The sequence below is a fragment of the Streptomyces sp. NPDC002911 genome (genome assembly GCF_053591835.1).
In genome coordinates this window covers 162,380-174,890 of sequence record NZ_JBSFUO010000007.1, presented here as the reverse complement: position 1 = coordinate 174,890, position 12,511 = coordinate 162,380, and the positions used below count along the sequence as shown (strand labels likewise).

At 69.0% G+C, this 12,511-nt stretch carries 8 protein-coding genes and 2 pseudogenes; 6 read left to right on the top strand and 4 right to left on the bottom strand.

Going from position 1 to position 12,511, the window contains the following annotated elements; all coding sequences use genetic code 11:
* Positions 1–321: 321 nt before the first annotated feature.
* Positions 322–1,227 carry a hypothetical protein gene (locus tag ACWD04_RS13800; protein WP_451131424.1) on the bottom strand — a complete coding sequence of 302 codons (906 nt, stop codon included), beginning with the start codon at positions 1,225–1,227 and terminating at the stop codon, positions 322–324.
* A 254-nt stretch (positions 1,228–1,481) separates the two neighbouring features.
* On the opposite strand from ACWD04_RS13800, the gene ACWD04_RS13795 reads away from it, so the two are divergent.
* Complete coding sequence (locus ACWD04_RS13795) at positions 1,482–2,258, top strand: S1 family peptidase (protein WP_451131422.1); 777 nt, start codon at positions 1,482–1,484, stop codon at positions 2,256–2,258.
* 6 nt (positions 2,259–2,264) lie between these two features.
* Here the strand turns inward: ACWD04_RS13795 and ACWD04_RS13790 are convergent.
* Positions 2,265–2,513, bottom strand: a pseudogene (locus tag ACWD04_RS13790) (beta-galactosidase); the annotation flags it as partial.
* A gap of 180 nt (positions 2,514–2,693) precedes the next feature.
* Between ACWD04_RS13790 and ACWD04_RS13785 the strand changes: the two are divergent.
* From ACWD04_RS13785 to ACWD04_RS13770, 4 genes are all read left to right on the top strand, one after another.
* On the top strand, positions 2,694–3,017 hold the full coding sequence (locus ACWD04_RS13785; RefSeq protein ID WP_451131420.1) for a chorismate mutase: 324 nt from the start codon (positions 2,694–2,696) through the stop codon (positions 3,015–3,017).
* Between the two features lie 129 nt (positions 3,018–3,146).
* Positions 3,147–5,699, top strand: coding sequence for an aminopeptidase N (gene pepN, locus ACWD04_RS13780; protein WP_451131418.1), 2,553 nt, complete (start codon positions 3,147–3,149; stop codon positions 5,697–5,699).
* A gap of 222 nt (positions 5,700–5,921) precedes the next feature.
* Positions 5,922–7,322, top strand: a complete 1,401-nt coding sequence (locus ACWD04_RS13775) for a pyridoxal phosphate-dependent decarboxylase family protein (RefSeq protein ID WP_451131416.1) — start codon at positions 5,922–5,924, stop codon at positions 7,320–7,322.
* A complete protein-coding gene (locus tag ACWD04_RS13770; protein ID WP_451131414.1) occupies positions 7,319–8,752 on the top strand; it encodes a lysine N(6)-hydroxylase/L-ornithine N(5)-oxygenase family protein in 1,434 nt (477 codons plus the stop codon). The genes ACWD04_RS13775 and ACWD04_RS13770 overlap by 4 nt, the downstream gene beginning before the upstream one ends.
* Positions 8,753–8,816: 64 nt before the next feature.
* Here the strand turns inward: ACWD04_RS13770 and ACWD04_RS13765 are convergent, their stop codons facing one another.
* Complete coding sequence (locus ACWD04_RS13765; protein WP_451131412.1) at positions 8,817–10,628, bottom strand: bifunctional metallophosphatase/5'-nucleotidase; 1,812 nt, start codon at positions 10,626–10,628, stop codon at positions 8,817–8,819.
* A 248-nt stretch (positions 10,629–10,876) separates the two neighbouring features.
* Here ACWD04_RS13765 and pyk point away from each other — a divergent pair, with 248 nt between their 5' ends.
* Positions 10,877–12,310 carry a pyruvate kinase gene (gene pyk / locus ACWD04_RS13760; protein ID WP_451131410.1) on the top strand — a complete coding sequence of 478 codons (1,434 nt, stop codon included), beginning with the start codon at positions 10,877–10,879 and terminating at the stop codon, positions 12,308–12,310.
* A 6-nt stretch (positions 12,311–12,316) separates the two neighbouring features.
* On the opposite strand, the pseudogene ACWD04_RS13755 reads toward pyk, so the two are convergent.
* Positions 12,317–12,421 (bottom strand): annotated as a pseudogene (locus tag ACWD04_RS13755) (helix-turn-helix domain-containing protein); the annotation flags it as partial.
* Positions 12,422–12,511 lie beyond the last annotated feature (90 nt).

The window sequence follows — 12,511 nt, the reverse complement described above, 5'->3', positions numbered from 1 at the left end:
TCGTACCGGTCGAGCGCCCGCGCCGCGGCCTCGGCCACCGCCGGGTCAGCGGCCACGGCCGGCTCCCGCAGCAGCGGAACCGCCCGTGCGGCTAACGGCCTGCCGCCGGTATCGAACCCGAGCCGTGCCGGCACATCCCCACCGAACGCCCTCCGCAGCGGATCCGCACCGCCGTCCAGGCGGCCGCCTGGACCGTCTCCTCGTCGCCGCGCAGCCACAGCGTTCCGACCGCCACCAGCCAGTTGTCCGTTCCGGGGCCCCCGGCCCCGCAGCGCCCGGGCGGCAAGCTCCTCGGACGGGGCCCGCAGGCCCAGCTCTCTCTCAGGTGTCGCACTCCAGGACGGTGCGGCACAGCCCGCAGCGGGCCCGGGTCCGGCCCCGGACCGCGACCCGGACGCGCTGGTGGCAGGTGGGGCAGGCGAAGGAGACCCGGAGCCCGTCCGCCCCGGCCTCGAAGGCGTACGGAACGGACGGGTCGGGGGCGGTGCCCGGGTGCTCCATGGCGTAGCGCCGGTCCTTGGCGTACCGGCGCCTGCCCGCCCACCCCGCGGCTGTCAGCGGCGGCCGCCGCAGGTCGCGCAGCGCCTCCGCCCGGCCCCTGGCATACGCCGTGTACGCCTGGGGGCTGGTGAACCACACCGCCGGGTCCTCACCGAAGACCAGCGCGCGCTTGGCGAGTACGTACCCGAATTCCTCGGGCGTGAGATAGCCGAGCTTCTGGCTGGAGACCGCGTCCTGGCGGAAGGCGTCCAGCAGGAGCCAGCCCGTCCCGAGATAGGCCGTCACGGTGTCCGTGAGGATCTCGTTGTCGCGGGTGCCGGGGAGCTCCAGACCCAGGCGGTGCAGCAGCACATGGGTGATCTCGTGTGCCAGCGCGGCCCCGATGTCCCTGCGGTGCGTACGGAAGCGGTCGTTGAGCTCGATGAAGTACTCGGGCCCGGCGGTGAGTTCGACACTCGCGGCGTGTTCCATCCGCCGGAAGCCGACCACGACACGGGCCTGCGGCAGACGCAGGTGCTCCACCAGAGCGCCGGCCACCCGCTGGGTGCCGGGATACAGATCGTCCACGTCGGAGAAAGCGGCGTCGGCCGGGGCGAGGCTTGTGGCGTAGGCGTGCACACCGTCGGGGGAGATCCGCCGGTAGAGCGCGGTGATGGCGGACCGGACCGCGTCGAGGTGAGGGAACCCGCGGACGACCGGGCCGCCGCCGTCACTGCCGTCGCTCACGTCCGGACCCCCATCGACGACCTTCAACGGACCTTCACCTTAGGCCGATCCGGGAAGAACCGGCCGATGCCCGACAGGTGATCTTGGCCAAAAACCCTGCCTTGTGGCAGCGGTGAACGCTTCCCGATAATCGGATCGCTCTTGTCGGGGTCATGTCGAGAATTGATCGACCTGTGCCCCTGACCAGGACACGCACGCCCGCACGCCTGCAGCAGCACCCACCCCGAGCCCTCACCCGAAAGCAGGCACAGCCCGTGAAGCAGCTTCTGCGCACCCTCAAGAGATGCTCCGTCATAGCCGCAGTGGCCCTCGCCACCCTCAGCCTCCAGCCGTCGAACGCCTCTGCCGCCCCCGCACCCGTCGTCGGCGGAACCCGCGCCGTCCAGGGCGAATTCCCCTTCATGGTCCGGCTCTCCATGGGCTGTGGCGGCGCCCTCTACAGCCCGACCATCGTGCTCACCGCCGCCCACTGCGTCAGCGGATCCGGCAACAACACCTCCATCACCGCCACCGCCGGAGTCGTCGACCTCCAGTCCTCCTCCGCCGTCAAGGTCCGCTCCACCAAGGTCCTCCAGGCCCCCGGCTACAACGGCGTCGGCAAGGACTGGGCGCTGATCAAGCTCGCCCAGCCCATCGCCCAGCCCACCCTGAAGATCGCCACCACCACCGCCTACGACACCGGCACCTTCACCATCGCCGGCTGGGGTGCCGCCACCGAGGGCGGCGGCCAGCAGCGTCACCTCCTCAAGGCCACCGTCCCCTTCGTCTCCGACGCCACCTGCCGGCAGGCCTACGGCAGCGACCTCGTAGCCAGCCAGGAGATCTGCGCCGGATACGTCAGCGCCGGCGGCGTGGACACCTGCCAGGGCGACTCCGGCGGCCCCATGTTCCGTAAGGACAACGCCGGAGCCTGGATCCAGGTCGGCATCGTCAGCTGGGGCGAGGGCTGCGCACGGCCCGGCTACCCCGGCGTGTACACCCAGGTGTCGACGTTCGCCTCCGCCATCGCATCGGCGGCAGCGACCCTCTGACCCGGATCATCCCAGCTCCTCCTCGGGGGCGCCCGTCCTGACGGGTGCCCCCGGACCCAGTTCCACGAACGGTTCCCCCGCCTCCTCCAGCTCCAGTACCCACACCTCGTTGGCACCCTCACGGAGCACCGGCCCCGGGACGTACAGCATCCGCCCGGGCCCCACCGACCAGTAGCGGCCCAGACGGAATCCGTTCACCCAGACGAACCCGCGGGCCCAGCCCGGCAGTTCCAGCCCCGCGTGTCCGGCCCCTGGCGCGTCCATCGTGCTCGTACGCTCCTGTGTGCGAGATCCGAAACGGCCCCACAGCATCGCGTCCCGGCGCCCGCCGGTCGAGGCCCCTCCACCGCGGCCACCCGCCGGACGGTGGCGGGACACAGCCCCGCACCCCCGCAGTCGGTCATCCCACGACCGGTGCGTCTAAGCTCGCTGACCATGACCACGAGCGACATCGACGAGTACGTCACCGCCGAACTGAACCGGCTGCGCGAGAGCATCGACAACATCGATGCCGCAGTCGTCCACATGCTCGCCGAGCGTTTCAAAGCAACCCAGCAGGTGGGCCACCTCAAGGCCGAGCACCACCTGCCCCCCGCCGACCCCGCCCGCGAGGCCCGCCAGATCGCCCGGCTGCGCCAGCTCGCCGAGAGCGCCAAGCTCGACCCCGCCTTCGCCGAGAAGCTGCTCAACTTCATCGTGGCCGAAGTCATCCGCCACCACGAGCGCATCGCCGAGGAAACCGCCACCCCCGACGCCTGACCCCACGGCGGGCCCGGCACCCGGGCCCGAGCAGCGCACCCCGCACGGCCCGGCCGGCGGACACCCGCCACCCTCAGCCCTGCGAGAACCCACTGCACAGCCCCGGGCCCGTACGGCAGCATGGGCGCCATGTCCGTACTGACGCGCAACGAAGCGCAGACCCGTGCCCAGCTCCTCGACGTACACCGGTACACGGTCGACCTCGACCTCACCACGGGCGAGGAGACCTTCGACTCCAGGACCGCCATCCGGTTCACCGTCCACACGGCCGGAAGCACCTTCGTCGAGATCAAGCCGGAAACCCTGCGCTCCCTCAGCCTCGACGGACAGCCGCTGGACCCCGAACGCCTCGACGGTAACCGCTACCCGCTGGACCGTCTCGCCGCAGGCCCCCACGAACTCACCGTCGACGCCACCATGCGCTACTCCCGCACCGGCGAAGGCATGCACCGCTTCACCGACCCCGCCGACGGCGAAACCTACGTCTACACCCAGCTCTTCCTGGAAGACGTCCAGCGAGTCTTCGCCGTCTTCGACCAGCCCGACCTCAAATCCGTGTTCGACCTCACCGTCACCGCACCCACCGGCTGGACCGTACTCGGCAACGGCACCGCCACCCAGGCCCCCGAAGGGCGCTGGACCATCGCCCCCACCCCACCGATCTCCACCTACCTCGTCGCCGTCGCCGCAGGCCCCTGGCACTCCGTCACCACCCACCACGCCGGCATCCCCTTCGGCATCCACTGCCGTCGCTCCCTCGCCCCCCACCTCGACACCGACGCCGACGAGATCCTCGGCATCACCCGCGCCTGCTATGACCGCTACCACGAAAAATTCGACGAGCCCTACCCCTTCGACTCCTACGACCAGGCGTTCGTCCCCGAATTCAACGCCGGCGCCATGGAGAACCCCGGACTCGTCACCTTCCGCGACGAATTCATCTACCGCTCCGCGGTCACCGACACCGAACGCCAGACCCGCGCCATGGTCATCGCCCACGAGATGGCCCACATGTGGTTCGGGGACCTCGTCACCCTCACCTGGTGGGACGACATCTGGCTCAACGAGTCCTTCGCCGAATACATGGGCTACCAGACCCTCACCGAAGCCACCCGCTTCACCGACACCTGGACCGACTTCGGCGTCGCCCGCAAGAGCTGGGGCTACGACGCCGACCAGCGCCCCACCACCCACCCTGTCGCACCCGACCCCGACGCCGTCCCCGACACCGCCTCCGCCCTCCTCAACTTCGACGGCATCTCCTACGCCAAGGGCGCCTCCGCACTCCGCCAACTCGTCGCCTGGCTCGGCGAAAAGGAATTCCTCGCCGGCATCAACACCCACTTCGCCCGGCACAAATTCGCCAACGCCACCCTCGCCGACTTCATCGACAACCTCGCCACCGCCACCGACCGCGACGTCCACACCTGGGCCGCCGCCTGGCTCCGCACCACCGGCATCGACACCCTCACAGCCCACGTCGAAAACACCGGCAACAGCTGGAACCTCACCGTCGACCACGCCGGCAGCCGCCCCCACCGCATCACCGTCGGCACCTACGACCACAGCCTCGACACCCGGACCGGCAACGACCAGCTCACCCCGCGCCGCCGCTTCGACCTCGACATCCCCCAGGACGGCGCCCCCACCACCCAGCCCGGCCGTCGCCCCGACCTCGTCATCCTCAACGACAACGACCTCACCTACGCCAAGATCCGCCTCGACCCCGACTCCTGGAACACCGCCCTCACCCACCTCTCCGGCATCCCCGAACCCCTCACCCGCGCCCTGCTGTGGAACATCACCCGCGACATGGTCCGCGACGGTGAACTCCACCCCACCGTCCACCTCACCGCCGCCCGCACCCACCTTCCCCACGAAACCGACCTCGCCCTCGTCCAAGGCGTCCTCGGCTTCGCCGCCACCCACATCGCCGACCGCTACCTCCCGCCCCAGGACCGGCCCACCGCCCTCGCCACCCTCACCTCCCTCTGCCGCGACCTCCTCCGCCGCACCGAAGGACTCACCGCCAAGGACTGGGAGCAAGGCCCCGGCGCCACCACACCCGGCACCCCCGACCCCGGCCTCCGCCTCACCGCCGTACGCCACTTCATCGACGCCGCCACCCAGCCCGACGCCATCCAGGACTGGCTCCGCGAAGGCGCAGTCCCCGGCGGACCCGAACTCGACCCCGAACTCCGCTGGCGCATCCTCACCCGCCTCGCCGTCCTCGGTGCCACCGACGAAACCGCCATCGCCCACGAACTCGACAAGGACCCCAGCGCCACCGGACAGGAAGGCGCCGCCCGCTGCCGCGCCGCCCTCCCCACCCCCGAGGCCAAAGCAGCCGCCTGGCAGGCCATGTTCACCGACGACACCCTGTCCAACTACCTCTTCACCGCCACCGCCCAAGGCTTCTGGCAGCCCGAACAGAGCGAACTGCTCCACCCCTACACCGCGCGCTACTACCCAGACGCCATCGCACTCGCCGCACGCCGCGGCCCCGCCATCGCCGAAGCCGCCGGACGCCACGCCTTCCCCGCCCACGCCATCGACCCCGACAGCCTGCACCTCGGCGAACAGGCCCTCGACAACCCCGCGCTCATCCCCGCCCTGCGCCGCAAACTCACCGACCAGCTCGACGACCTGCGCCGCGCCCTCGTCGTACGCAACACCCATTGACCAACGCCCCACCACTCACCGCCACTGTGCCCGGCCTCTCACCGGAAGAGACCGGGCACAGTCGTGCGAGCAGCGAACGCTTATACCATCCTCGTAGCCTCCAACACCCCCACACCGAACCGCAGTACCCCTTTCGGGTTCAGATCGTTGGGCTCTTCGGCTGCCCTCTCCGCAATGCGGACAAGCTGGCACCACCGCCCCCACGCACCCGAAGGACCACCCATGCCCACCCCGCCCCTCGCCGGAGGCACTGCCGGCTCCGCCCACCTGCGCCCCCTCATCGACACCGTCCTCGCCGCACTCCACGACGGTGCCACCCGCCGCAACGGCCCCCTCCCCGCCGGCGGCCCCGACACCGTCGCTGAAAAGCTGCACCACACCGCCGGCCCCCTCATCCCCGACCACGGCACCGGCGCCCACCACGCCCTCCGCACCCTCGTCACCGCAATCGCCGAAGGCGCCGCCGACCCCGCACACCCCCACTGCGCCGCCCACCTCCACACCCCACCCCTCGCCCTCGCCGCAGCAGCCGACCTCGCCGCATCGGCCCTCAACCCCTCCATGGACTCATGGGACCAGGCCCCCGCCGCCTCCGCCCTCGAAACCGCCCTCACCACCGCACTCGCCACCGAGATCTACCCCCACACCCCCCACCCCGACGCACTCGTCACGACCGGCGGCACCGAAGCCAACCAACTCGCCGTCCTCCTCGCCCGGGAACGCCACGGCCCCGTACAAACCATCTGCGCCGCCAACGCCCACCACAGCATCGCCCGCGCCACCTGGCTCCTCGGCCTTTCCCAACCCATCGTCATCCCCGCACCCACCGGCGTCATGGACCCCACCGCACTCCACGACGCCCTCACCCACCACCAAGGCCCCCTCCTCGTCACCGCCACCGCAGGCACCACCGACACAGGCCAGATCGACCCCCTCACCCACATCGCCGACCTCACCACCACCCACGGCGCCGACCTCCACATCGACGCCGCCTACGGCGGCCCCCTCCTCTTCAGCCCCACCCACCGCCACGCCCTCCGCAGCCTCCACCGCGCTCACAGCGTCACTCTCGACCTGCACAAACTCGGCTGGCAACCCGCCTCCGCCGGCATCCTCGCCGTCCCTCACCACCACGACCTCGACCCCCTCCACCACCACGCCCCCTACCTCAACGCCGACGACGACACCGGCGCAGGCCTCCCCGACCTCCTCGGCCGCTCCCTGCGCACCACCCGCCGACCCGACGCCCTCAAGATCGCCGTCACCCTCCAAGCACTCGGCCGCGACGGACTCGCCGACCTCATCGACCGAACCATCGCCCTCGCCCACCACCTCGCCTACCTCATCGAAAAAGACCCCACGCTCGAGCTCCACGACCGCCCCACCATCAGCACCGTCCTCTTCCGCCCCACCCACACCGACGACACCACCGTCGCAACCATCCGCCGTACCCTCCTCAACCGAGGACACGCCGTACTCGGCCGCGCCCGGACCGGCAACCGCCTCTGGCTCAAAGCCACCCTCCTCAACCCCCACACCACCCCCGACGACCTCCAACGCCTCCTCACCCTCGTCACGCATGCCCACACCGGCACCACCACGGAAGGCGGCATCCCCCGATGACCGACCGGACCACCCCCGAAGGCAACCGGCTCCACGACCTCATCGGCATCGGCCTCGGCCCCTTCAACCTCTCCCTCGCGGCTCTCGCCCACGGCATCCCCCCCACCCCTGGCACCGGCCCCCTCACGACCGCCTTCTACGAACAACGCCCCGCCTTCCACTGGCACCCCGGCCTCCTCATCGAAGGCGCCACCCTCCAAGTCCCCTTCCTCGCCGACCTCACCACCCTCGCCGACCCCACCAGTCCCTGGACCTTCCTCAACTACCTCCGCACCCGCGACCGCCTCTACCCCTTCTACTTCGCCGAGCAATTCCACATCCGCCGCGCCGAATACGACGCCTACTGCCGCTGGGTCAGCGAACAACTCCCCACCATTCACTTCAACCACCAGGTCGACGCCATCCACTGGAATCCCGACCACTGCCACTTCGAAGTCGACTACACCCAACTCGACCCCGACGGCGAAGCCGAAGCCCTCGGCCGCACCCACACCCGCCACATCGCCCTCGGCGTCGGCACCGCACCCTTCATCCCCGAACCCCTACGCCCCCTCGCCGAAGCCCCCGGCATCCCCGTCATCCACTCCGCCGACTACCTCCACCACCGCGAAGAACTCCTCCGAGCCGACCACATCACCGTCATCGGCTCCGGCCAGTCCGGCGCCGAAATCTTCCTCGACCTCCTGCGTGCCCGCCCCCGCGGCATCGAGAAAATCCACTGGCTCGCCCGCACCCAGGCCTTCGCACCCATGGAGTACTCGAAACTCGGCCTCGAACACTTCACCCCTGACTACACCCACTACTTCCACGCACTCCCCGAACAGGTACGCGACACCCTCGTCCCCCAGCAATGGCAACTGCACAAAGGCATCGACACCGACACCATCGCGGCCATCCACGACGAGCTCTACCGACGCACCCTCCACGGAGGCTGGCCCGACGCCACCCTGACCCCCGGCGTCAGCGTCCGCACCGCAGGCCGCCTCTCCGGCGGCGGCACCCGCATCGAACTCCACCTCGAACACACCCAGCAAGCCACCCGAAGCCGCCTCACCACCGACGCCGTCGTCCTCGCCACCGGCTACCGCGAACGCCCCCTCGACACCCTCCTCACCGGCATCGCCCCCCACATCCGCCGCGACACCCGAGGACGCCCCCGCATCCACACCGACTTCCGCCTCGACCTCGACCCCAGCCTCACCGGCAACATCTACGTGCAGAACGCCGAACGCCACACCCACGGTGTCGGCGCCCCCGACCTCGGACTCGCCGCCTGGCGCAGCGCCACCATCCTCAACAACGTCACCGGCACCACCCCGTACCCCCTGCCGCAACGCACCGCCTTCACCACCTTCGGCCTCACCCCCCACGCCGACCCCTCCGTCCCCGGACAAGGCACCCCGCTCACCCCCCTCGCCCAGGACCGATAACCACACGAAGGCGGCCGCCCTCCCGAAGGAGAACGGCCGCCCCGGACCACTTGCCGAAACCCGGTCAGAACACCGGCACACCGTCCCGTGTCAGACGCCAGTCCACCGACGCGAACTCCGCCGGATCCACCGAACCCTTCGCCTGAACCCACCCGATGATCGTGTTCCGGATCTCATCCGAATTCGCCCACAACTGCTTCGCACCCGGCACATGCGGGAAATTACCGCCACCGCTCGCCCGATAGTTGTTCACCGCAAACACGAACTGCATCGCCGGATCGACCGGCGCCCCCTCGAACGACAACCCCACGATCCGCGAACCAGCCGGCTTCGCGATATCGACGTCATACGTCACACCCGACACCACATCATAGTTGTAATCCGGAATGCCCTCCGCATTCGTCAACTTCGACGTATCCACCGGCACCCCCGAAGCGGTCCGGACGTAGTACGCCGCGGAGAACTCCAGGTAGTCCTTCAGCTGCGCACCCGTCAGGAGCCGTGCCTCCAGCGTGTTCTCGAACGGATACAACCCCGCCGCATCCTTGATCGTCACCTCACCCGCAGGAATAGCCGCCGTACGTGAGAAGCACGCCGCCTGCGACAGAACCGGCAACGCCGCATACTCCCCGCCGGCCAGCGCCGCCTTCACCGTCTCCGCCTGCGCCAGATTGATCAGATCGATGACCGGCTCGTCCTTCCACGGCGCATCCGCCGTCGACATGGCCGCCACCGACGTACCGATCACCTGGTTGACATACGCCACCACCTTCTCGTGCTCGTCCCCGAGCAACGACGTGATCCGCGGATCCTCCTCCACCGTGTTCGAGTTCAGCACCGAAGCACCGGCCTTCTCGACCACCCAGCGCCCCTTGTCCCACGCCAGGTCGAAGTCGAACAGCGTCAGCCGCTGCCCCCACTTCAACGGCTCCGAGAGAACAACCTGCCTCCCCGTCTCCTTGTTCGTCACGAAATACTCGGGAATCTCCGAGTGCGCGTGACCCACCAGAATCGCATCGATCCCCGGCACCTGCTCCGCCACCAGACCCGCCGCATTCTCGACGTACGGCAACTGATCCCCGTACGACGACGTCCCCGACGAACCCGAATGCGCGGAAACGATCACCACATCCGCACCCATCGAACGAAGCCTCGGCACCCACTTCGCCGCCTGCTCCTCAAGACCCGGGAACACCATCTTCCCGCCCACATTCGCCTTGTCCCAGATCGCGATACCAGGATTCGTCAACCCCAGCACAGCCACCCGCACATCCCGGCCGAACGGCGTGCGCACCCGCTTGATCACGTACGGAGCGAACGCCGGTCGCAGCGTCTTCGCATCCAGTGCATTCGCACCCAGTAGCGGAAAATCACACTGCTCTTCGAACTTTCGCAGCACCGGAATCCCGTAATTGAACTCATGGTTTCCGAGTGCCGCCGCGTCATAGCCGATCTTGTTCATCGCCTGCGCCATCGGATGCACCGGACCACGCCTCGCCGTGATCGGTTCGATCTTCGCGTAGTAGTACGACAGCTGAGTGCCCTGGATCGTGTCACCAGCATCGATCAGCAGCGTGTTCCGGCGGCCCCGGTCCTCACGGATCTGGTCCACCAGCGTCGAGATCTTCGCCAGCCCGACGTCATTGTGCGCCTTGTCGTCGAACTCCTGGTCGGTGAAGTAGTCCCAGTTGAAGACATTGCCGTGCAGGTCCGTCGTCCCCATCACCGTGAAGGAGTACCGCTTCGACGGGCGCCCGTCGCCCCGCCCCTTCGGCTCCGAGGCCGCTGCGGACCCCGCACCGACCCCTCCCGCCAGCGCCACACCCGCACCGGCGACAGCCGAACGGCCCAGAAACGTCCTACGGTTCAACGGCATCCTTGACTCCTCGTTCGCGCGGACAACGCGCGTAGATTCTGGCCCGGGTACCCCCGCCCGCAACACCCCGCGCATGTTTCGATCCGGTGACCGGAACTCACCGCGAACCCCGCCGGCACGGTCGGCGCATGCTCATCGGAGCACCCCGCCGCACAATTCAACGGTGCGTAATAACCCTTCACCCAAAGGCCGTTGAGCAGTCATGCGCAGACAAATACCTACCCACAGGTAAGGTCTAGGCTCGAACCATGCGCCGAGCCAAAATCGTTTGTACCCTGGGACCCGCAACCGACACATACGACCAGATCAAGGCACTCGTCGAAGCGGGAATGGACATCGCCCGCCTGAACCTCAGCCACGGCACCTACGCCGAACACGAAGAGCGTTACCACCGTGTACGCAAAGCCTCCGAAGAGACCGGCCGCAGCGTAGGAATCCTGGCCGACCTTCAAGGGCCGAAGATCCGCCTCGGCCGCTTCGCCGAAGGCCCCGTACTCCTTGAGCGCGGCGATGACTTCACCATCACCGTCGAACCCATGGAAGGCGACCGCACCACCTGCGGCACCACCTACGACGGCCTCGCCGCCGACGTCACCGCCGGCGAACGCATCCTCATCGACGACGGCCGCGTCGCTCTTGAAGTCACCGACGTCGACGGACCCCGCGTCCACACCACCGTCATCGAGGGCGGCATGGTCTCCGACCACAAGGGACTCAACCTCCCCGGCGTCGCCGTCTCCGTCCCCGCACTCTCCGAAAAAGACATCGAAGATCTCCGCTGGGCCGTGCGCACCGGCGCCGATGTCATCGCCCTCTCCTTCGTACGGACCGGACGCGACATCGACGACGTCCACCGCATCATGGACGAGGAGGGGCGCCGCCTCCCCGTCATCGCCAAGATCGAGAAGCCCCAGGCCGTCGACAACATCGACGACATCGTCGCCGCCTTCGACGGCATCATGGTCGCCCGCGGCGACCTCGGCGTCGAAATGCCCCTGGAGCAGGTCCCGATCGTCCAGAAGCGCGCGGTCAAGCTGGCCATGCGGAATGCCAAGCCGGTCATCGTCGCCACCCAGATGCTCGACTCCATGATCGACAACTCCCGTCCCACCCGCGCCGAAGCCTCCGACGTCGCCAACGCCGTCATCGACGGCACGGACGCGGTGATGCTCTCCGGCGAGACCAGCGTCGGCAAGTACCCCGTCGAGACGGTCCGCACCATGGCCCGCATCGTCGAGGCGGCCGAGGAGGACATCCTCGCCAAGGGCCTCCCGCCCCTCACCGACCGCAACAAGCCCCGCACCCAGGGCGGTGCGGTCGCCCGCGCGGCAGCCGAGATGGGCGATTTCCTCGGCGCGAAGTTCCTGGTGGCCTTCACCCAGAGCGGCGACACCGTCAAGCGCCTCTCCCGCTACCGCTCCCCGATCCCGCTCCTCGCCTTCACCCCGGACCAGGCCACGCGTGCTCAGCTGAACCTGACGTGGGGCGTGGAGACGTTCCTCGGGCCGCACGTGGAGTCGACGGACGCGATGGTGGCGCAGGTGGACGATGAGCTGCTGCGGATCGGTCGCTGCCAGAAGGGCGACATCGTGGTCATCACGGCGGGCTCACCGCCCGGAGTCGCCGGCTCCACGAACCTGGTGCGGGTGCACCACATCGGCGAGGACGACAGCCAGAAGTGACGTTTGTCATCGCTTCGGCCCGACGTGAGCGTCCATGAGGGCGACGGACGCCCGTCGGGCTACGGGGATGCCGAACGGATCGCTGCCGCGGGCGAGGGTGGTCCACTCAACCCTGCAGCGGTGAGCGTGGCGCATGAGATTCGGCACTCGTTGCGCTGGGAGCTGTCCATGTGGAGCCAGTACGAAACAGGTGCCGCGAGG

Coding starts and splice junctions, on each gene's coding strand:
- ACWD04_RS13785 (WP_451131420.1), top strand. CDS start 2,694: ATGACCACGAGCGACATCGACGAGTACGTCACCGCCGAACTGAACCGG.
- pepN (WP_451131418.1), top strand. CDS start 3,147: ATGTCCGTACTGACGCGCAACGAAGCGCAGACCCGTGCCCAGCTCCTC.
- pyk (WP_451131410.1), top strand. CDS start 10,877: ATGCGCCGAGCCAAAATCGTTTGTACCCTGGGACCCGCAACCGACACA.
- ACWD04_RS13765 (WP_451131412.1), bottom strand. CDS start 10,628: ATGCCGTTGAACCGTAGGACGTTTCTGGGCCGTTCGGCTGTCGCCGGT.
- ACWD04_RS13770 (WP_451131414.1), top strand. CDS start 7,319: ATGACCGACCGGACCACCCCCGAAGGCAACCGGCTCCACGACCTCATC.
- ACWD04_RS13775 (WP_451131416.1), top strand. CDS start 5,922: ATGCCCACCCCGCCCCTCGCCGGAGGCACTGCCGGCTCCGCCCACCTG.